Annotated in this window: 16 protein-coding genes and 1 pseudogene; 4 read left to right on the forward strand and 13 right to left on the reverse strand. The window is 73.2% G+C overall.

Annotation, left to right across the window (positions count from 1 at the left end; translation table 11 throughout):
- Both GSY69_RS10790 and GSY69_RS10795 read right to left on the reverse strand, forming a co-directional pair.
- Positions 1–932: ABC transporter ATP-binding protein (locus GSY69_RS10790; protein ID WP_160953856.1), on the reverse strand; the 932-nt coding region annotated here is incomplete at its 3' end.
- Positions 933–1,054: 122 nt separating this feature from the next.
- The gene (locus GSY69_RS10795) at positions 1,055–1,801 is read right to left on the reverse strand and encodes a siderophore-interacting protein (RefSeq protein WP_160953857.1); all 747 of its coding nucleotides are present in this window, start codon (positions 1,799–1,801) and stop codon (positions 1,055–1,057) included.
- 328 nt (positions 1,802–2,129) lie between these two features.
- On the opposite strand from GSY69_RS10795, the gene GSY69_RS10800 reads away from it, so the two are divergent.
- Both GSY69_RS10800 and GSY69_RS10805 read left to right on the forward strand, forming a co-directional pair.
- Entirely contained in the window at positions 2,130–3,590 is a 1,461-nt protein-coding gene (locus GSY69_RS10800; RefSeq protein ID WP_160953858.1) for an NAD(P)/FAD-dependent oxidoreductase, read from the forward strand.
- Positions 3,591–3,662: 72 nt separating this feature from the next.
- Positions 3,663–4,829, forward strand: a complete 1,167-nt coding sequence (locus GSY69_RS10805; RefSeq protein ID WP_160953859.1) for a YibE/F family protein — start codon at positions 3,663–3,665, stop codon at positions 4,827–4,829.
- An 84-nt stretch (positions 4,830–4,913) separates the two neighbouring features.
- Here GSY69_RS10805 and GSY69_RS10810 read toward each other — a convergent pair whose 3' ends face one another.
- The 5 genes from GSY69_RS10810 to GSY69_RS10830 all read right to left on the reverse strand — a co-directional run bounded on the left by GSY69_RS10810 (position 4,914) and on the right by GSY69_RS10830 (position 11,529).
- Positions 4,914–6,638: an FAD-dependent oxidoreductase gene (locus GSY69_RS10810; RefSeq protein ID WP_160953860.1), complete on the reverse strand. Its 1,725-nt coding sequence runs from the start codon at positions 6,636–6,638 to the stop codon at positions 4,914–4,916.
- 114 nt (positions 6,639–6,752) lie between these two features.
- Positions 6,753–8,597, reverse strand: coding sequence for a Na+/H+ antiporter (locus tag GSY69_RS10815; protein WP_160953861.1), 1,845 nt, complete (start codon positions 8,595–8,597; stop codon positions 6,753–6,755).
- Between the two features lie 162 nt (positions 8,598–8,759).
- Positions 8,760–10,046, reverse strand: a complete 1,287-nt coding sequence (locus GSY69_RS10820; protein WP_160953862.1) for an amidase — start codon at positions 10,044–10,046, stop codon at positions 8,760–8,762.
- A 74-nt stretch (positions 10,047–10,120) separates the two neighbouring features.
- A complete protein-coding gene (locus GSY69_RS10825) occupies positions 10,121–11,068 on the reverse strand; it encodes an HNH endonuclease (RefSeq protein WP_235936492.1) in 948 nt (315 codons plus the stop codon).
- Between the two features lie 32 nt (positions 11,069–11,100).
- Entirely contained in the window at positions 11,101–11,529 is a 429-nt protein-coding gene (locus GSY69_RS10830; RefSeq protein ID WP_160953864.1) for a (deoxy)nucleoside triphosphate pyrophosphohydrolase, read from the reverse strand.
- A 261-nt stretch (positions 11,530–11,790) separates the two neighbouring features.
- Here GSY69_RS10830 and GSY69_RS10835 point away from each other — a divergent pair, with 261 nt between their 5' ends.
- The gene (locus GSY69_RS10835; RefSeq protein WP_160953865.1) at positions 11,791–12,750 is read left to right on the forward strand and encodes a C-terminal binding protein; all 960 of its coding nucleotides are present in this window, start codon (positions 11,791–11,793) and stop codon (positions 12,748–12,750) included.
- A gap of 145 nt (positions 12,751–12,895) precedes the next feature.
- Here GSY69_RS10835 and GSY69_RS10840 read toward each other — a convergent pair whose 3' ends face one another.
- The 4 genes from GSY69_RS10840 to GSY69_RS10855 form a co-directional block, all read right to left on the reverse strand.
- Entirely contained in the window at positions 12,896–14,269 is a 1,374-nt protein-coding gene (locus GSY69_RS10840) for an NAD-dependent succinate-semialdehyde dehydrogenase (protein WP_160953866.1), read from the reverse strand.
- Between the two features lie 435 nt (positions 14,270–14,704).
- Positions 14,705–16,045, reverse strand: a complete 1,341-nt coding sequence (locus GSY69_RS10845) for a Dyp-type peroxidase (protein WP_160953867.1) — start codon at positions 16,043–16,045, stop codon at positions 14,705–14,707.
- Between the two features lie 221 nt (positions 16,046–16,266).
- Entirely contained in the window at positions 16,267–16,896 is a 630-nt protein-coding gene (locus tag GSY69_RS10850) for a copper chaperone PCu(A)C (protein ID WP_160953868.1), read from the reverse strand.
- 632 nt (positions 16,897–17,528) lie between these two features.
- A complete protein-coding gene (locus GSY69_RS10855) occupies positions 17,529–18,257 on the reverse strand; it encodes a hypothetical protein (RefSeq protein WP_160953869.1) in 729 nt (242 codons plus the stop codon).
- A gap of 419 nt (positions 18,258–18,676) precedes the next feature.
- On the opposite strand from GSY69_RS10855, the gene GSY69_RS10860 reads away from it, so the two are divergent.
- Positions 18,677–20,161 (forward strand): APC family permease, encoded by a 1,485-nt coding sequence (locus GSY69_RS10860; protein WP_160953870.1) that lies wholly within the window; start codon positions 18,677–18,679, stop codon positions 20,159–20,161.
- Positions 20,162–20,437: 276 nt separating this feature from the next.
- Here GSY69_RS10860 and GSY69_RS10865 read toward each other — a convergent pair whose 3' ends face one another.
- Both GSY69_RS10865 and GSY69_RS15460 read right to left on the reverse strand, forming a co-directional pair.
- Positions 20,438–20,797, reverse strand: a complete 360-nt coding sequence (locus GSY69_RS10865; RefSeq protein WP_160953871.1) for an LPXTG cell wall anchor domain-containing protein — start codon at positions 20,795–20,797, stop codon at positions 20,438–20,440.
- A pseudogene (locus GSY69_RS15460) lies at positions 20,794–20,943 on the reverse strand (IS30 family transposase); the annotation flags it as partial. The pseudogene GSY69_RS15460 and the gene GSY69_RS10865, both read right to left, overlap by 4 nt.

Here is a 20,943-nt window from a genome sequence, read left to right on the forward strand (position 1 = left end):
CCGGCAAGCGCCGCCGGCCGCGCGGCCGGCTGCCCCGCGACGGGGGCCCCGGCACCCGGTTCGCCCACGGCCAGGAACTCGGCGATGCGCGCGGCGGCGCCCGAGGCGCGGGCGAAGCTCGCGAGCGCGTTCGTCAGGGTGGCCATCGGGCCGGCCAGATAGGCCGCGGCTCCCACGATCGCCACGAGCTGACCCGGGGCCAGGATCCCATCGACGGCGCGCCAGCCGGCGGCGAGCACGATGACGGCCAGGAGCAGCGTCACGGCGCCGGTGCCGAGGCCGGCGACCCGCCCCTCGGCGTCGGCGGTGGTGGCGCCGGCCCGGGCGGCCCGCTCGGAGGCGGCGCGGTAGCGGCGCTGGGCCCAGGGTCCGCCGCCGATCGCGGCGAGGATGCGCAGGCCGGTCATGTGATCCCCGGCGGAGGCGGACGCCTCGCCGATCGCCTCCTGCTGGGCGTGGCTGTGCTGGGAGATCCGCCGCGCCGGAGCGGCGACGAGGAGCAGGGTGAGCGGGACCCCGATGAGCACGAGGAGGCCCACGAGCACATCGGTGCTCAGCAGCCATGCGGCCGTGCCGATGATCCCCGCGACGGCGCCGCCGCCCAGCGCCAGCTGGCGGAAGATGAGACTGGCGCGTTCGGCATCGGAGGTCGACAGGGCGATGACGGCGCCGGGTGCGCGGCCGCCCAGCGCCTCGGGCGAGGTGAGGGCGCGCCGGGCGATCTCGACGCGCAGGGCGTGGGACTCGCGGTGGACGCAGGCGTTGAGCAGGCGGGCGCCAAACCGGTAGCTGAGGCTCAGGACGGTGAAGAGGGCCGCGAATGCGAACAGCAGCACGATGAGGGCCGGCAGGCTGCGCGGGATGATGGCGCGGTCGACGATGATGCCCACCGCGATCGGCACGGCGGCCTCGCACAGCTGCCACAGCGACATGAGCGCCATGCCGCCGAGCACGGGCGCCCGGCGGCGGGTGACCGCGCGGCGCAGGAGCGCGCCGCCGGTGGCGGGCGGGACGGGTGCGTCCGACGCACCGGGGGCGTCGGGGGCGGGTGCGATCAGCGGCCGGCCACCCCTTCGATCCAGTAGTTCTGGGCGTGCTGGCGGGTCCGGTCGAGGCGGTAGACGTCCTTGAACACGGTCTTCGCGGCCCGCACGAGGCGCCGCTCACCCGCAGCCCAGGCAAAGGCACGGTCCCGGCTGACGTTGAGCTCGCGCAGCGCGGCGGCGGCGAGCGTGCCGCGCTCGGCGCCGTCGAGGCGCAGCCAGCGCCAGGCCATGTTCGGGTGGGCGGGCAGAGGGATGCCCGAGGGCTCGGGGTGCTCGTCCTCGATGAGCACGGTGATGGCGGCGTCCGGGCGGTGGGCCGCGGCGTGCTCGACGATCGTCATGATCGCGGGCAGGGCGGTGGAGTCGCCCACGAGGATGAAGCGGCCCACGTCCGCGGGCGCCTTCAGCCCGTTCTTCGAGGGCATCGCCTCCACGGGATCGCCCGGGCGGGCCCGCTTGGCGAAGTCCCCGGCGGGCCCGGGGGTCTCATGGAGGACGAAGTCGATGTCGAAGGTGCCCGCCGCGGGGTCGGCCCCGATGAAGGTGTAGCCGCGCTGGCTCATGTCCTGGCGGGCCTCGTTGGGCACCCACAGCCGCATCCACGTGGTGGGCTGGACGTCCGCGGCGCCCAGGAACTCGGGGCCCGCGAACCGGATGCGGCGGTACCAGGGCTCGAAGTCCTCGGTGCCGACGACGGTGGCGGGGTAGGCGGTCGCGCCCATGGCGCGGAGGACCCCGCGCTGCCAGTTGGCCATTGTCCTCTCCCTTTCGGCGCTCCGGCGGTGGGGCCGGGGCTCGCGTGTGCGCCGCCGCTGGTGGGCGGCACGGGGGCTGCGACTTAGGCAACCGTAAGCCACGGTGCCCGAGGTGCGCGGAGACTGGCCACGGGCAGTCCGCTCACCGGGCGGGCCGGCCGGAACCGGCGCCGGGTGCCAGACTGGGCGCGTGCCCGCGTCGCGCCGGCCGCATCGGCAGCACGTGCCGGGTCGGCCGCGCCGGCAGCACCTGCCGCGCCGACCGCGGTGCCGGGACCGCGCACGCGACACGCCAGCGACAACGGAGCCGCACGTTATGGGGAGTGCCATGGACTACCGCAACGGAGAGATCTCACACTGGATGCACGCGGATGCCGCCGCATCCCCGCCACCGCGGGCGGCGCCCGCGCCCTTGCCGACCGCCGCCCAGGACCTCGTCATCGTGGGCGGGGGCCTGACCGGGCTGTGGGCCGCGTACTACGCCAGCCGGCGCCATCCGGAGTGGGCCATCACCGTCCTCGAGGCCGAGCGCGTGGGCTACGGGGCCAGCGGGCGCAACGGCGGCTGGCTCTCCGGCCTCATCCCGGGCAACCGCGCGGTCTATGCGCGCGCCGTCGACCGCGCAGGCGGCAACGGCCTCGCGGCCGTCCGCGCGTTCCAGGGCGAGCTGTTCGCGACGATCGACGAGGTGCTCGAGGTCCTCGCCGCCGAGGGCATCGACGCCCACCAGGTGCGCGGCGGCAACCTCGAGGTCGCCCAGACCGCCGCCGGCATGGAGCGGCTGCGCGCGCGCCGCGCGGCGGACATCGAGTACGGCTACGGCGAGGACCAGGCCGTGCTGCAGAGTCCGGACGAGGTCACGGCGCGCATCGAGGTGGCGCACGCTCACGGCGGGGTGCTCTACCCGCAGACCGCCGCGGTCGATCCGGCGCTTCTGTGCCAGGGCCTGGCCGGGGCGCTGCGCGCCCGCGGGGCGCGCATCTGCGAGGGGGCGCGGGCGGGTGCCGTCCAGGCCGCGGCAGGAACCGGGCCGGCGACCGTCGTCACCGAGCGCGGCGCCGTCTCCGGGGCCACGGTGCTCGTGTGCCTCGAGGCCTACTCCGGGAGCCTGCGCAGCGGACTGCCGGCGCTCGGTCCCCGGCAGGTGATCCCTGTGAATTCCTCGATGATCGTCACCGAACCGCTGAGCGACGCGGACTGGCAGCGCATCGGCTGGGACGGGCGCGCGTGCCTGGGCGATGCCGCGCACACGTTCGTCTACGCCCAGCGCACGGCGGACGGTCGGATCGCGATCGGCGGGCGGGGTTCGCCCTACCGGTTCAACTCGGGCACGCCCGGCGCCGGCGAGGTGGACCGCTGCACGGTCGCGCAGCTGGCCCGCCAGCTCGCCGGGCTGTTCCCGCAGGTCTTCCCGGACGGCCGCGTGCCCGTAGCCCATGCGTGGCGGGGCGTGATCGGCGTGACCCGCGACTGGTGCGCGGGCGTGTTCTTCGACGACCGCGCCCGGGTGGGCACCGTGCGCGGCTACGCCGGGCACGGGGTGACGGCCACGAACCTCGCCGCGCGCACGCTGCTCGACCGAGCGGAGGGCCTCGACACGCCGCTGACGCGGCTGCCGTGGAACGACCACGACTCCGGCGCGTGGGAGCCGGAGCCCATCCGCTGGGCCGGCGTGCACGGGATGTACCGCCTGTTCGGGGTCGCCGATGCGTGGGAGGAGCGCCGCGGCGCCCAGCGCACCTCGCTGCTCGCGCGGCTGGGCGGCAGGCTGGCCGGACTGGCGGAGTAGTCAACGGGCCGGTGAGGGCGCGCCGACCCGCGCGAGCCCAGTCCCACCGCGCGCCTCGGTAGCATTCCCCGCATGCACGTGCACTCGGAATCCGCGGCCCCAGCACCGGCCTCGCCCACGGCGCGCATCGTCATGCTCGCCCTCGTGGGACTCCTGGCCGCCGCCGCCCTGACCGGCCTCATCGCCCTGTGGCCCGGCGGGGATGGCGCCCGGGCCCAGGGCGGTCAGGCGCAGGGGGCGCTCTCGACCGGGGTGGTCACGGCTGTGGACGCAGCGGCGTGCGCGGACGACGCCGGCGAGGGCTGCGCGCTCGCCCGCGCGCGCGTCGACGGCGAATCGGTGCGCCTCGCCCTGCCCTCGCAGGCGATCGCGGACCTGCCCCACGTGGGCGATCGTGTGAAGGTCACCGCGGGCAAGGACGCTGGCACGGCGGTCTTCGTCGACTACGACCGGGCCCTGCCCATGGGCCTGCTCGCGGCGCTGTGCGCGCTGGCGGTGGTGGGGGTGGCGTTCCTGCGCGGGCTGCGCGCCCTCGTGGGCCTGGCGTTCGCATTCGCCGTCATCTTCGGCTTCATGCTCCCGGCCATGCTGAGCGGGCGCCCCGCCCTGCTCGTGGGGCTCACGGCCGCCGCCGCGATCATGGTCGTCGTCATGTACGCCGCCCACGGCTTCACGCTGCGCACCACGGCCGCCCTGCTGGGCACCGCGGCGGGCGTGGCGATCACGGGGGCGCTCGCGTTCGTCATCACCGAGCGCGCGCACCTGAGCGGCCGCTTCGAAGACGACTCGTACGTCCTGGCCGCCTTCCACCACCTCTCCAGCGGCGACGTCGTCGTGTGCTCCATGCTCATCGCGGGCATCGGCGTGCTCAACGATGTGACGATCACCCAGGTCGCCGCGCTGTGGGAGCTCGCGGCGGCCCAGCCGCGAGCCGAGCGCCGCGAGCTGTTCGCCGCCGCCATGCGCATCGGCCGCGACCACATCGCCTCGAGCGTCTACACGGTGGCGTTCGTGCTGGCCGGCGGCGCGCTGGCGACGCTGCTCCTCGTCTCCGCGTCCGGCAGGCCCGTCCTCCAGCAGCTCATGCTCGGCCAGCAGTCCGTGGAGATCGCGAACATCCTCGTGTGCCTCATCGGGCTCGTGCTCGCCGTTCCCCTCACCACCGCGATCGCCGCGCTCGCCGTGCCCCGCGAGCGTCCGGCCGGCCTGCGTGAGGCGCCCGCCCGGGCCCGCCACTGAGCCCGCGGCGCGGGCACCCCGCGCAGTTCGCAGACGCCGCGCACCGCCCACCGGCCGCGGAGCTCGCCCGCCGGGTGCGTGGGCTCAGCGCGCCTGGGCCGCGGGGACGAGGCGCGCGATCCGCTCGTGGACCAGCGAGACGACCGCGGCGCCCTCGCCCGTGGCCGATGCCACGCGCTTCATCGACCCGGCCCGCGCATCGCCCGCCGCGTAGATGCCCGGCACCGAGGTCTCGAGGTCCGCGGGCGGCAGGCCCACCGACCAGTGCTCGGGCGGCACATCGCGGCCGGTGAGCACGAAGCCGCGCCCGTCGCGTGCGACGGCCGCGGGCAGCCACTCGCAGTGCGGCTCGGCCCCCAGCAGCAGGAAGAGCCCCTGCGCGGAGATCCGCTCGCGCTGGCCCGAGGCGGTGTCCTCGAGCGCCAGCCAGGCCAGCTCGCCCTCCTCGGCCCCGCCATCGGCCACGCGGGTGGACCCGCGCACCGTGATGCGGGGGTTCGCCTCGATCTCCGCGATGAGGTAGGCCGACATCGTCTCGCTGAGGGCGGGGCGGCGGATGACGATCGTGACGGAGCGAGCGAAGCGCGACAGGTGCACGGCGGCCTGGCCGGCGCTGTTGCCCCCGCCCACCACCACGACGTCGCGGCCGCTCATCTCCCGCGCCTGGCCCATCGCGGCACCGTAGTTCACGCCCCGGCCCACCAGCGCCTCGAGCGCGTCGACGCCCAGCCTGCGGTAGGCAACCCCCGTTGCCACGATGACGCTGCGCGCGCGGAGGGAACCGCCCTCGGTGACAACCTCGTGCGGCTCGTCCCCGCGCCCGGGCACCACGCCCGTCACGCTCCAGCCGCTGAAGAACCGGGTGCCGAAGCGGGTGGCCTGCGTGCGGGCGCGGAATGCCAGCCGCATGCCGGAGATGCCGTGCGGGAAGCCCAGGTAGTTGCGGATCATCGAGCTGGTCCCGGCCTGCCCGCCGATCGCCTCGGCCTCGAGCGCGACCGTGCTCAGCCCCTCGCTGGAGGCGTAGACGCTGGCCGCGAGCCCGGCGGGGCCGGCGCCCACGACGATGGCGTCCAGGACATCGGACAGCGCGGCGAGGTCGGCGGGGTTCGGCCGGCCGTAGATCTCGCGCGCCATCGCCTGGACGTCCGGGCAGGGGCCCAGTGGCCGGCCCATGGCGGACACGAGGGGCCACTGGTCCCGTGCACCGGCGTAGTCGGCGAGCAGAGCGCGGCCCACCTCGGAGTCGGGGCTGTGGACGCCGTGGGGGGAGCCCGTGCGGAACAGGTACTCGCTGAGCTGGCGGGCCGTCGCATCTCCCGCCGGGGCAACGATCTGGACGGTCTCCACCTGGGCGGGCGCGGTGGTGGCGGCCCAGTCGTTGAGCAGGTCGACGACGACGGAGTGGAATTCCTCATCGCGGGTGCCGCGCGGCAGCAGCAGGTGCGTGTCGAAGACGCCCATCGCCACCTTGTGGCGCAGGAGCGGGGCGTGTTCCAGGTAGTGTCCCCAGGCGGTGACCGCCAGGCGGCGGGCGTTCGGCACCCGCGTGCGGAAGCCGTGGAGCGCCTCCTTGAAGTCCGCGGGGGCCAGGTCCGTGTCGATGATGACGAGGGCGATCGGCGCGCCGGCGTCCGTGAGCGCCTGCGCGCACCGGCCGGCAGCCTCCGGGCCCGCCTCGACGCGCACGGTGTATTCGGCGGCGTAGCGGCCCAGCTGGGTGCGCAGCACATCGGCGTTGGCGGTGGAGACGCAGATGATTGCGGGCAGGTCCGGGTTGAGGGCGGGGGCCACCGAGGCGTCGGTCATGGCATTCCTCTTTTTCGGGTGGGCATCGGCAGGGCAACGGGGGGGCGGCTCCGGCACTGGGGACGGCTCCGGCACTGGGGACGGCTCCGCGTCGGGCGGCTACGCGGTGTGTCGCTACGCGGCGAGGCGGTGAACATAGCACCAGCGCCAGGTCTCACCGGGTTCGGCGGACTGCATGACGGGGTGGCCGGTGTGGTGGAAGTGGGCCGTGGCGTGGCGGCGTGGGGAGCTGTCGCAGCAGCCCACCTCGCCGCATTCCAGGCACATGCGCAGCGCTACGGGGTGGATTCCCTCCTCGTCGCAGCGCTTGCAGCTCGCGCCCTCCGGCGGGGTCCGCGAGGCGAACGCGGCGAGGTCGTCGCAGTAGCCGCCCTGCCCGGAGCCGGTGGCGACGATGGGCTCGCGCGCCTCCGTCTCCGGTTCGAGCATCGACTCCTCATAGTCGAGGGTCGTGAGGACCTCCTGTACAACGTGGGAGGGGAACTTGCCCTTCCGCCGGATCGCGAGCACGCGGGCGCGCTCCGCTCCGATCATGCGGCGGCGGATCCGGGCATAGGCCTCACTGGGGGTCTCCTGGCCGGGCGTGGTCGACAGCCGCTCCCACGCGGCGAACGACCGCTCGTCCACGCGCTCGCGGATGAGCTCGCACACGCCGTGGGGATCCTGGTCCTCGCAGTCGGCGAGTTCGGCGAGCCCGGCCTCACCCGCCTTCTGGAGGAGCGTGGCCCGGGCCAGCGCCTCGGCGGCGGGATCTGCCGCCTTGACCCGCAGGAGGCGCGTGAGCAGCGGGAGGGTGAGGCCCTGGATGTAGAGCGTGCCCAGGACGACGGTGAGGGCGGCGAGGACGAGCACGTCGTGGTGCGGGACGTCCTGGGGGATGACGAAGACGGCCGCGATCGTCACGACGCCGCGCATGCCCGCCCAGCCGATGACGAGCGCCGATGACCACGGGGGGCGCTCGGCGGGCGGGGTGCGCAGGTAGCGCAGGGCGTGGGTGAGGCACAGCCAGACGAGCCGGGTGACGATGACGGCGGCCAGGACGGCGGCGCAGATGCCGAGGACGCCCAGCGGGGACATGCCGTCCTCGCTGCCCATGATGATGCTGGCGGCCTGCAGGCCGATGAGCAGGAAGACCGCGTGCTCGAGCAGGAACGCGGTGGTCGCCCAGGTGATGCGCTCGGTGATGCGCGAGCCGGTGGTCTGCACGACGGGTGCCTTGTGGCCGATGAGCAGGCCGGCGACGACGACGGCGATGACGCCGGAGGCCTCGAGCGCCTCGGCGGCCAGATAGGCGGCGAAGGGCACGACGAGCGAGATGCCCATGTCCACGAGCGGATCGCGGATGAGTGGCCGGACTCGGATGACGAGCGTGGCGAGGACGAGGCCCACGACGATTCCGCCACCGGCGGCGATGAGGAACTCGAGCGCGATCTCTCCCGCGGCGACGCTGCCGGCGATCGCGGCGACGGCGGCGCGCAGGGCCACGAGCGCGGTGGCGTCGTTGAGGAGGGACTCGCCCTCGAGGACGGTGACGATCTCGCGCGGCAGGCCGATGCGCCGGGCCACGGCGCTGGCCGAGACCGCATCGGGCGGCGCCACCACCGCCCCCAGGGCCAGGGCGACGGACCACGGGATGTCCGGGGCGAGCGCGTGGACCGTGGCGCCCACGGCCACGGTGGTGACGACGATGAGCGCGACCGACAGCGAGGCGACGGAGGTGATGTTCGCGCGGATGTCGACGATGGAGGTCTGCAGGGCCGCCGAATACAGCAGCGGCGGCAGCAGCCCGTAGAGCACGACGTCCGGTGAGAGTGTGATCGTCGGGACGAACGGGAGGAACGAGCCGAGCGCGCCGATGACGATGAGGACCATGGGCGCGGGCAGCCGCAGGCGCTCGCTCAGCGCGGTGCCGGCGAGCACGGCGACGGCCAGGCAGACGAGCAGCAGGACGGTGTGCACGCCTGATTCTTACACGCGGGGCGGATACGGCGGCAGGGGTTGGGCGCGGGCCTGCCCGGGCAAGGGCGGTGCGGGCCGGTCCGGTTCGGCGCGGGCCGCCGGCAGACGGGCACAGCACCCCCGGGTCGGGGGCGCGGCACTCGAGTGGCGCGGGCCGCCGGTTCAGACCGCGCGCAGCGCGGCGAGCAGCCGCCCGGCGGTGCGGAGGACCTGGAGGTCCGCCCCGGGCTTGCCCACCAGCTGGAGCGCCACGGGCACCCCGGAGGGCGCGATGACGGGCGTCGGAATGACGATGGCGGGCCAGCCCAGCACGTTGAAGGGCATCGAATAGGCCACGAAGTCGTCCGCGGTCGTCTGGGTCACCGCATCCCAGGTGGGCACGTCACCGCGGATGGCGGGGGTGAGGATGAGCTGCGCGTTCCGTGTCTGGGCCAGCGCCCGCCGGCGCAGGTCGGCGAGCATCCGCAGGTGCTGTTCGTACTCGCCGGGGGCGATGCCCTCACCCGCGCGGATCTTGCGCAGCACGCCCGGTTGGTAGAGGTGGGCGTATTCGGCCAGGTAGGGCCGGTGGATGCGGTAGGCCTCGTAGCGCCGGACCACGCTGTAGACGGCGGCGGCGGGTTTTCCGATGAGCTGCTCCAGGCCGAGACCGGTGCCCGGTGCCGGGCTCAGTTCCGGCAGCTCGCGCACGGCGGCGTCCACCAGCGTTGCCACCGCTGCACCGTGCGGCGTCTCCGCTCGAAGCGGGCCGTCCAGCAGGCTCAGGTCGATCGTAGTGGGCCCGCTGCCCGCATCCTCCCCCGCCGAGGCGCGGGTCGAGGTGTCCTCAGTCGCGGCGGCGGTGCGGGCGGCCTCGAATGCGGTCTCGAGCACCTCGGTGTCGCGGGCGAAGAGCCCCGGGGTGTCGAACGTGGGCGCGAGCGGGAAGATGCCCTCGACGGGCAGCGAGCCGAATGTGGGCTTGAATCCGATGACCCCCGCACAGGCCGCGGGGACGCGCACGGAGCCCGCGGTGTCCGTGCCGATGCTCAACGGGACGTCACCGGTGGCCACGGCGATGGCCGAGCCCATGCTCGACCCGCCCGTCACAAGCGCCGGATCGATGGGGTTGATGCTGCGGCCGTGGGCGGACTCGTCGCCCAGGATGCCGTAGGAGAACTCCTGGCAGTTCGTCGTGGCAATGACGGTGGCCCCGGCGCGCTCGAGCGCCCGGACGAGCGGTGCGCTGCGCTCGGCGGACGCGGGGCGCACGGGCACGCGCGAGCCGAACGTGGCGCTCACACCGGCCACGTCGATGACGTCCTTGACGGCGATGGGGATGCCCGCCAGGGGGCGCGAACCGCCGGAACGGGCTGCACTGCCACTTCCGGGCTCGGTGGTGCCACGGCGGTGCAGCCGGGTGACATACGCATTGTGCTCGTCGGCGGGTCCCGTGGGTTCCGTGGTCATCATCGGCTCCTGCCTGCTCGGCTACGCGGGTTGGGTGCTCGTTACGTGCTCGGGTCTCTTGTTTCCACTGCTGCTTAGTCGCGAGAGGTCGCGGTGCCGAGGATTCCCGGGTCGGCATCATCCACCGAGGCGGCGCGGAACGATTCGTAGGCGCGTTCAAGCAGCGCGCGGTCCGGCCGGGCGGCGCGCTGACGCGGAATCTTCATGAGGTCGCGGCCGTGGAGCTCCTGGAGCCCGTGCCGCAGCATCGGCCCATCGACCTCGGCGAGCAGGTCTTGGCGGATTTCCACCCGCAGTTCATTGCTCCCGGCACGTCCGGGTCGGATCCCCAGGAAATAACCGTCGAACGCGGCATGGTGAATCTTGCACATCGCCATGCCGTTGCTCACCTGTGCAACCCCGGCCTCGTCACGATCGGGCACGATGTGGGCGGCGTCGAGCAGAGGCGAATGGGCCAGGTTGCAAATGGCGCAGTGATTCTCGTATGCCAGCAACACCTCGGAGCGAAAACGCGGCTGGTGGAGGCGCTGTTTGACGCTGCGGCGGATGTAGCGCTTCTCCAGTTCCCGGAAACCGTGTTCCATGGCGGATCCGATTTCGACGGGCGGGGCATCGTCCATGGTGACGGGCATAAGAATGAAACGCTTGTTGTGCCATTCCTCGCCCACCACGTACACGGGGCACACGACGTTGTAGCGAGGCACGGGTTGCGCCGAGACCCCCACGAACCAGATCACCGGTGAGCGCGTTTCCATGGCGTTGCGCAGGCCCACGTTGTTTGCGTGGTTGCCGTCCTCCCCCATCCAGGCGTACCGGATGAGCCCGTCCTCCCCCACTTCGTCGTTGTACGGGGGTTTCTTGTCTGGCGGCGTGTACTTCGTGAGCACTGAGAGCGTTGCTGCCCAGCCCGCCGGCCGCCAAATGCCGCGCATGCGGTCAACGAGCGGCAGCCGTGCGCCGCGGAACGAGAAGTCACCGATCTCCTCACGGGAGAGCGGAATCTGCCCATCATCCGTGCGCATGGTCAACCACTCCATGGCCGCCGCTCGCGCGCCTACCGGTTCCACACGGACTCCCACTGTTCGATGTTGCCCGCCGCGCTCTCAAGCGCGCGTACCGCCGGCAGGTCGGGCTCGGCCCAGGCCACGCGTGCAAGCTCGTGCGGTGCCAGCCACCTCATTGCATCATGATCGGTACTGGTGCGCGGTTCCGTCTGCACCCGCACCCACCAGCAGTGCAACTCGATGGGCCTGCCCGCCACGTCCGTCGTCGCCGAGTGCACGAGCTCACCCACCCGACCGTCGATGTCCAGCTCCTCGCGCAGTTCACGCCGCAGGGCCTGCTGCTGTGTTTCACCGGGTTCCACCTTGCCACCGGGGAATTCCCACTGACCGGCGGCCGATTGGGCGGGACCGCGGCGGCATGCCAGGATGCGTCCCGCATGGACGATCACGGCCCCCACCACCACCAACGGCTCCGACATGCGTCCACCCTACGACGCCGTGGCGAGGCCAAGGGGCCGCAACCGTACTCGGAGTGCACAACCCCCGCGATTTCACCGCCAGCGCTGGAACCGGCGCCCCGAAACGCCGCGTGAACGGCGGACCGCCCCCGGTTGAACTCACACGCACACACCCCGCCAACCACCGGCGGCTGGACTAGCGTGGAAGGCGAGCGCGCACCCCTTGCCCGGGGCACCTCGGCAGCGGAGCGCGCGTGCCGAGCATTGCCGAGAGGAGTCGCCATGCAGCGCGTCGTCGTCACCGATCACATGTTCCCCGACCTGCACCACGAACAGGCCGCGGCCCGGGAGTGCGACGCGGAGCTCGTAGCCCCCGCCGGCCTCACGGACGCGGAGGTGCCCCAGGCGCTCGAGGGGGCGGACGTCGCGCTCATCGGCACTCTGCAGGTGGGCGAGGAGGCGCTGCGGCGCCTCAACCCGGGCGCAGTGGTCATCCGCTACGGCATCGGCTTCGACTGCGTCGACATCGACGCCGCGACCACCCTGGGCATCCGCGTGTGCAACATCCCGGACTACGGGGCGGACACGGTCGCGGACCACACCGCCATGCTCGCCCTGGCCTCGCTGCGCCACCTGGACGAATACAACCGCGCGCTCAAGGACGGCAATGACGGCTGGTGCGCACCCGCGGACGTGGGGGTCATTCCGGCGCTCTCCGACGTCACGGTGGGACTCGTGGGCGTGGGGCAGATCGGCCTGCTCGTCGCCCACCGCCTGCAGGCGTTCGGGGCGCGCATCATCGCCGCGGACCCGTACGCGGATGCCGAGGCGCTGGCCGGCTCCGGGGTCGAGCTCGTCTCGCTGCCCGACCTCCTGGCGACCGCTGACATCGTCTCGCTCCACGCGCCGCTCAGCGATGAGACGCGCCACCTCATCGACACCGCTGCCCTCGACGCGATGAAGGACTCCGCGATCCTCGTCAACACCGGTCGCGGCGGCCTAGTCGACACGGCCGCGGCGGCTCAGGCTGTCACCGCGGGCCGGCTGGGCGGCCTCGCATTCGACGTCTTCGAGTCCGAGCCGCTCGAGGCCGACAGCCCGCTGCGCCGCAGCCCGCACACCCTGCTCAGCCCGCACTCGGCGTTCTATTCGACGCGGGCCATGGACAACCTCCAGCGTTTCGCGGCCGAGGAGATGGCCCGGGCGCTGCGCGGCGAGCCGCTGCGCTGCCCGCTCAACTGAAGGCCCGCTCACCTGTGGGACCGCTCAGCTGAGCGCACGCCCGTCCGCCCCCGTCCATGAGGACGGGGGCGGACGGGCGTGTCACGGCAGCCAGCACCGCGGGCCTGCCGACCGGGAGACCGCCGGCGCCAGCGGGCCTCAGGCGTCAGTCGGCGACGAAGTACAGGCGCTTGTTGACGAACTCGTCCATGCCGATGGGGCCCAGCTCGCGGCCGTAGCCGGAGTGCTTGACCCCGCCGAACGGCAGCTGGGCGCCCTCCGCGGAGTACGAGTTGACCTTGGCCATGCCCACCTCGAAGCCCTGGCCCACCTTCTTGGCGCGCTCGACGTCCGTGGCGAAGACCGTGCCGCCCAGGCCGAACTGCGAGTCGTTGGCGACCTCAAGCGCCTCCTCGTCCGAGGACACCGCGTAGACGACGGCGACGGGGCCGAAGAACTCCTCGTAGTACACGTCCGAGCCGCGCGGGATGTCCGTGAGGACGGTGGGCTCGAAGTACGCGCCGTCGCCGGTCATGGAGCCGCCGATCTGCACCGTGCCGCCGGCATCGCGGACCTGGTCGATCTGCGCGGCGAGGTTCTCCGCGGCGGACTTCGACGACAGCGGCTGGTAGACCGTCGGGTCATCGGAGTCGACGGGCCCGGGCTTCATCTGCTGCGCCTGTTCGATGAGCGCCGCGACGAACTCGTCGTAGATGTCCTCCATGACGATGAGGCGCTTATTCGAGTCGCAGGCCTGGCCCGTGTTGTACATCCGGGTCTCCCAGGCGTCCTTCGCGGCGGCCTTGACGTCGTCCGTGTCGAGGATGACGTAGGGATCGGAGCCGCCCAGCTCCAGCACCGCCTTCTTGAGGTTCTTGCCGGCGATCGCGCTGACGGCGGCGCCCGCGCGCTCCGACCCGGTCAGGGAGACACCCTGGATGCGATTGTCCGCGATGATGTCCTCCACCTGCTCGTGCGAGGCGAAGACATTGGTGTAGACGCCGGCGGGCACACCCGCGTCGTCCATGATCTGCTGGATGGCGAGCGCGGACTTGGGGCAGATCTCCGCGTGCTTGAGCAGGATGGCGTTGCCCAGCATGAGGTTGGGGGCGGCGAACCGCGCCACCTGGTAGTAGGGGAAGTTCCACGGCATGATGCCCAGCAGCACGCCCACGGGCCTGCGCTCGAGCATCGCCTTGCCGTTGTCCGCCTCCAACGGCTGCGGGGCCGCGAACTTCGGGCCGTTGTCCGCGTAGTACTGGAAGATCTCGCCGCAGTATTCGGCCTCGCCCACGCCCTCGCTCACGCGCTTGCCCATCTCCTGGGCGATGATCTTCGCGAGCTCGTCCTTGCGCTCGTCGAAGAGCGCCGCGACCTTCGACACGACGCTCGCGCGGTCCTCGATGGGCTTGGCGGCCCACTGGGCCTGGGCCTTCGCTGCGGTGTCGAGGGTCTGTTCGAGCTGGTCGTCGGCGATGAAGTCGAACGTCTCCTCGACCGTGCCCGTTGCCGGATTCTCAATGCGGTAGCCAGCGCTCATTGCGCGTCTCCTTCTCTGTCCTCGCGACTCGCCGCGGGCAAGCGCCCTCGACGTGCCCGCGCGCACCGCGGGCCAGTGTGCAGCCGGGCGCCATCGGCTATGCCGCGGCGCCCGTGGTCCGGCCGCGGGTGGGCTGCGCGGGCACGTGCCCCGCACGGACGCCCCGGCGCGGACCGCTGCCGCCAGCCTAGCGACGCCGCCCCGCACCGGACAGACCCGCTCGGGCATTCGAGACGAATGCGCCCGGGATTCCCAGCCCGGGCGCCTGGCCGCACATCCGGCTCGCCGCCCACCCCGGGACTCCCAGCCCCAGCACCCGGCTCGGGCGCCAGGCCACCGTGCTCGACGCTCACCCCGGACGCCCACCCTGGCCCTCCGCCGCCGAGGCGCGGACCGAGCCCGCCCGCGCCCGCACCTCGGGCGCGGGGCGGCGCCTCACCCGAACAGCGAACTGCCCACGTAGTCCCCCGGGCCCCGGGCGCCGGGAGGGATCGCCCACACCGTGGAGCCGATGGGCGTCGTCCACTCGTTGAGCAGATCGACCTGCGCCAGGCGGTGCTGGATGGGCTGGAACTGGCGTTCGATGTCGGCCTGGAAGGAGGCGAACATGAGGCCCGTGCGATCGAACTCGGCCTCCTCGGCGGCGGCGTCCTCGCGCGCGGCCGGCCCCGTGCTGCGGGGCACGTGCACGCCGCCGGTCACCACCTCCTGGTAGGCGTAGACCCGGCGGTAGATCTGCTGTTCGGCGGGGGCCTGCTCTTTGCCGTCCAGCCGGGCGCGCGCCATGTGGCAGGCGGCGGGGATGACCGTGAGCCCGCGGGCGTCCGTGGCGGCGAAGTCCGGTTCGTCGCGCTCGGTGCGCCCGGTCAGGGGTGCCCCGGTGTCCAGCGTGCGGCCCACGGAGAACTCCCGGGCGGGCCGGTCCGCACGGTCCCACGTCGCCATGTTCATGGCGATGTCGCGCAGGACCAGTGCGGTCCCGCCGCGCAGCCAAGCAGGATTGCCCGCGGCCAGCCCCAGCGGCGGCAGGCCCCGGGCGGTGTTGTCCGGGACATCGGAGCCCGCGGTCTCACCCCACACGAGCCGTGCGAAGTCCTCCGTGCCGGGGGCGGGGTTGGCGGTCCCGTCCACCTGCCCGAAGGGATTGCGCAGGGTCGTGCCCGCCGGGTCGGAGCCGTAGGCGCGCCGCTGGGCCGCCTGCGTCCACGCGATCCGGGTGAAGCTGCGGGCGTCCTTGAGCAGCATGCGCACGGCGTGGGAGACGGCCTGCGCATCGTCCGCGCAGACCTGGAGCAGCAGGTCGCCCGCGCACAGCCGCGCCTCCAGCCGGTCGATCGGGTAGTGCGGCAGCGGCCCCAGCCAGGGCGGGACCGCGCGCCGGCCGGCCAGGGAGACGAGCCCGCGCCCGAATCCGAACGTCACGGTCAGCCGCGCCGGGCGCAGCGCGAGCTCCGGCTCCGTGTCCGCAAGCGGCCCCTCGCCCTGTGTGAGCGCGGCCGCGTCGTCGCTGAGCAGGCGCAGCAGGCGGATTGCCCCGGCGGCGTCGACGCCGTCGCGTAGCGTGAGCGCGACGAACTGCGCGTGGGCCGGCGGGGGCGTCTCCACGCCGGCCTGGTGTCCCCCGTAGAACGGGACGCGCTCGGAGCCGTTGGCGCCCTGCGCATCGATCCGCGCCTCGGCGGCATTCCCCGCCCCGGGCCGGGCACCGGCCGCACTGCTGGCCAGCAGCGCGGCCCCGGCGCCCAGCCCGAAGCCCGCGAGGCCCCCGCCCAGCACCCCCCGGCGCGTCGTGCCCCGGTGGGGGCATGCGGGTGCGGGCTGCGAAGAGTCACCGCGGGGCGGCGGGCCCGGCTGTTCGCCCGGCCCCTCCGCGGAGCCCTCCGCATGCGTCTCGACGGGCCCGCTCGTGGGCCGGGCGCCCGGGCCGGCACCGGGTGCCGCACCGGCACCCCCGCCCGGCGCGCCCCGGGCCGGATCCGCTCGCCGCCTGCGCCAGCTCATCCGTGCGAGTGCCCCTCGTGGGCGCCCTCGGAGGCGTGGCCGGCATCCGACTTCATGCCCGGCATGTCCGACATCTGCGTGGCCGCCCCCGAGGCGTCCGACGGGCTGGCCCCGCCGTACTCCTCCTGCGCCCCGGCGAAGTCCTTGGCGCCCACGGTCAGCTTGGCCTCGCCCGCACTGGTCTGCAGCGTGAGGTCGATCTGCGCCCCGGGCTTGAGCGCCTTGCCGAGCTTCATGAGCATGATGTGATCGCCGCCGGGCTTGAGCTCGTAGACCCCCTGCCCGGGGACCTTGAAGCCGCCCTTCTTCTCCTGCATGGTGGTGCCGCCGCTGGAGTCCGTGCTCGTCTCGTGCAGCTGCACCATGCCCGCGGCGTCCGTGGCGGCGCCGGTGACCGTGATCGCGGACGCGGAGTCGTTGCTCAGCGTGCCGAAGACCGCGGTCATCTGGCCCTTGCCGGCCGCCTTCACCCAGCCGCGCTCCAGGTGCAGGGCATCCTGTGCGCTCTGGGGCTGGGCCGCGGAGCTCTGCGCCGCGCCACCGGGCCCGCCGCATCCGGCGGCCCCCAGGGCGAGGGCAAGCGCAGCGGCGGGGGCGGTCAGGGCGATCGCAATGTTCTTCTTCATGGTGATCCTTCGTGTCAGCACGGCGAGCGTGCGTGGGTGGGGGCGCGCGTGCGCCCGGTGTCTGTTGTGTGGGGGTCGCCGAGGCGCTCCTCGGCGGCCGCTGGTCGCGCACCGACCGGGGCCGGCGCAAGGGGCTGCGCGGCTGCCCGGAGTCGGGTCCGCCGGCGAACCGCGGTGAGCGCTCTGACCCGCCCAGTGCCCTGATCCGCCGAGTGCCCTGAGCCAGGCGGCCGCGGGCGCGGTGCCCCGCGCAGCGCGCACCGGGTGCGCTGCCGCGCATTGCACCAGGGGCACCGCGGAGCGGGGCAGACGGGCCGCAGAGCGGCGAGTCCACGGGCGTGGCCGAACGGGCGCCGAGCCGCGGGGCTGACCCTCGCGGCAGCGCCGATCGGGACCATTGCGTCCGCTTCGCTCGCTCCGCTCAGGCGGCGGCAGGCGGCGAGGACCGCAGCCGGCGTTCGACGGCCGGCAGCCGCGGCCCGCTCGCATCGGCGCCGAGCGGCAGCACCGCGCACGGGTGCCCGAACCGGACCGGGAGGTCACGACCCCGGGGCGATCCACCACTGGCGGGTCGCGGGGGTGTCAGCTCCCGGAGAACGGGGCGGGGGGCCCGCGGAATCGGAACCGCGGAATCAGGCGCAGGCGGAAGGCGGGCCGCGCAGCACCCGCGGGACTGTCAGGGCGGGAAGGAGAGGGCGGGGCGCATCGGCGGGGCGAACCCGGATGCGCGGGCGCGCGAAGCGCACGGGAACGAGGACGGCGATGCGCGCCACGGTGCGCAGCAGCGCGGCGGGAAGCGCCCGCAGGGCAGCCTCCCCGTAGCGCAGGAGCACCACGGTGACGGCGGCCGCGAGGGCGTGGGCGAGGAGCATGCGCAGGTTCGCCGAGGCGCCATCGGCATGCGCAGCCGGCCCGTGGGCGTGCGCGGCCGCGTGCGGGGCCTGGGCGCCCGTGCCCGCCGTTGCCGCAGACCGCCCGGTGCCACCGGCCGCAGGTCCAGCGGATGCCGGGGCGGTGTGCGAGTGCGAGCCGTACGAGCGCTCCAGGGCCGACGACGGCGCGTGCTGGGCATGAGGTGCGGCTCCGGCGTGTTCCACCCCGGGCTCCTCGGAGACCGTCAGCTCCGGCAGCGCCACGGCGCCGAAGACTCCCATGAGGCCGTGCATGAGGAGCTGGGCGCCGACGACCGTCACGGCAAGGCCCGCCAGGCTGAGGCGGCGGCGCAGCAGGATGAGCGCAGCCCAGAAGGTGAAGAGCAGGCAGACGAGGGCCGCAAGCAGCGAGGCCGCCCCGCCCACCGCGTGGTGCAGCGCCAGCGCCGCACCGGTGGCGACGGCGGAGGCACCGAGCGCACGGAGCACGCGGGGATTGGCCCCGGTCATCTCCACCTCCGCTCTGCCCCGCCGTTGCGGCGCGCCGGTCGTTGTCAGTCGGCCGCCCGCCCGGGCGGCAGGCTCATTGTCCCATGGCTCCGAACTCACCTCCGCAGGCCCGCGCGTGCACTGAGACCCGCGGTCTCGTTTCGTGAGCAACCGCGAAAAGGCCCCATAATGTGCCGGTGGTCCGCTTTTTCCGTCGAATCAGCGCATTCGCTGTACGGAAACCGCAATCTGCCTTAGTGTGTTCCCCGACACATAGCCAGCCCGGCCCGACCGAGCGCGACCCGGCCCTCCCCTCGGCGCCGGACCACCCCAGCCGCCGGAGGCTCCCACCGCACACCGCACACCGCGTGCCCGCCGCGCCCCGCTCCCCCGGGCGCACCCCACAAGGAGTTCGATACATGGCCAACACCACCCTGAAGCGCAGCCTGGGCCTGTGGGCCATCGTGGGCCTGGGCCTGGGCTATATGACGCCCACGGTCGTCTTCGACACGTTCGGCATCGTCTCGGACGAGACGAACGGGGTCGTCCCGCTGGCCTACCTCGTGGCGCTCGTCGTCATGCTGTTCACTGGCATCAGCTACGGCAAGATGGTCCGGGTCTTCCCCTCGGCGGGCTCGGCGTACACGTACACCCGCGAGACGATGCACCCCGCGCTGGGCTTCATGGTGGGCTGGTCCGCCCTGCTGGACTACCTGCTGCTGCCCATGGTCAACGTCCTCATCCTCCGCATCTACATGACCTCGCTGTTCCCCACCGTCCCCGCCTGGGTGTGGGTGCTGGGCATCGTGGCGGTGTGCACCAGCATCAACGCGTGGTCCATGAAGGGCACCTCGAACCTCAACGCGATCCTCGTCGTCTTCGAAATCGTGCTCATCGCCGCGTTCCTGGTCTTCGGCTTCATCGCGCTGAGCAAGGGCATGGGCGACGGGACGATCCTCACGGTGGACCCCCTGTTCCGGCCGGGCACCGAGGTCGCCACCGTGCTCACGGGCGCCACCGTCGTGTGCTTCTCGTTCATCGGCTTCGACGCGGTGACGATGTACACCGAGGAGGCCAAGGACCCCCGGCACATGCCCAAGGCGATCCTGCTGACCATCATGATCGGCGGCGGCATCTTCTTCGTGGGCGGCTACATGGCCCAGGCCCTCTTCCCCAGCGTCGACGTCTTCACGAACACGGATGATCCGCTGCCGGAGATCGGCCTCATGGTGGGCGGCAAGATCTTCCAGCTCGTCTTCGTGGCGGGCGCGTTCGCGGCGACCTTCGCCTCCGCCCTCGCCTCGCACTCGTCGGTGGCGCGCCTGCTCTACGTCATGGGCCGCAACGGCGTGCTGCCCCGCCGCGCGTTCGGCTACGTCCACCCCCGCCTGCGCACACCGCTGTTCAACATCATCCTCGTGGGCGTCGTCTCCCTGGCCGCGGTGTCGATGAGCCTGGAGCTCGTCTCCAGCTTCATCAACTTCGGCGCGCTCATCGCCTTCACGTTCGTCAACCTGTCCGTCATCGCGTACTTCGTCTTCATCAAGAAGCGCTACAAGACCGCCAAGGACGTCGTCTCGTTCATCGTCCTGCCCGTGGTGGGCGCGGCCCTCACCGGCCTGCTGTGGGTGAACCTGCAGCTCGACGCGCTGGTGGGCGGCGTGGTGTGGGCCGCGATCGGCCTCGTCTACATGGTCTTCCTCACCCGCGGCTTCCGCCGCTCCATCCGGTCCTTCGACTTCGAGGACGTCGAGGTCCGCGAGGCCGAGGAGGAGCTGGGCTACCACCGCCATCACGGTCATGGGGCGGCGGCCGCGGCCGATGGCGGGAGCGGGGCCGGCACCGGGGCCGGCACCAGACCGGGGGCAGATGGCGCGTCCGGAGCCGATACCGCCGAGCGCTGAGCCCGCAGGCGGGGCTCCCGCTCGCGCGGGAGGTGTCGGCTCGGCCGCCCCGCCGATGATCGCCGCACACGCGAAGGACCCCACCCTGGGGAAGGTGGGGTCCTTCGCGCAACCGCGCCGCCTACCCGCCCGGAGCGGCCGGCGGGGCGGGCGGGCTGCCCCGCGCGGGCGGGCTGCCCCGCGCGGTCGGGCTGCCCCGCGCGGTCGGTTCGTGCGATGACCCCTGCGGGGTCAGTCCCGATCCGGACGCAGGAGCGCGGCTTTCCCGGGTTCCGCTCAGCCGCGGCGACGGCGGGTGAGCATCAGCGAGACACCGCCGATGGCGAGCAGTCCCGCACCCAGACCCAGCGCACCCAACTCAGCACCGGTCCGCGGCAGCCTGGAACCACCATTGCCACCATCGGAACCGCTGCCGTTATCCGAACCATTGCCGTTGCCCGAACCGCTGCCGTTATCCGAGCCGCCGTTGCCGTTGTCCGAACCGCTATCGCCATCGTCATTCGAACCGGGCTTCCCGTCATCACCCGAGGACACCTTCGAGACCACCTCAAATGCCCCGCTGACCTTCGGATCCGACGACTTCACCGAGTACGTGCCCAGGTATGCAGACGGCTTCGACGCATTCGGCGATGTCAAGGCGTCGAAGCAACATGGGGCTCGCCGGCGAGCAGTCGAGCGAATGCCTCGGTGGGCGTGAGATAGCCCAGTCGGCGGCGGGGTCGATTGTTGATCTCCTCGGCGATGGTGGTGAGGTAGGGCTGGTGATCGGGGATCACCGTGCC

This window comes from Brevibacterium rongguiense (assembly GCF_009857845.1).
In the GTDB taxonomy this organism is placed as follows: Bacteria; Actinomycetota; Actinomycetes; order Actinomycetales; family Brevibacteriaceae; genus Brevibacterium; species Brevibacterium rongguiense.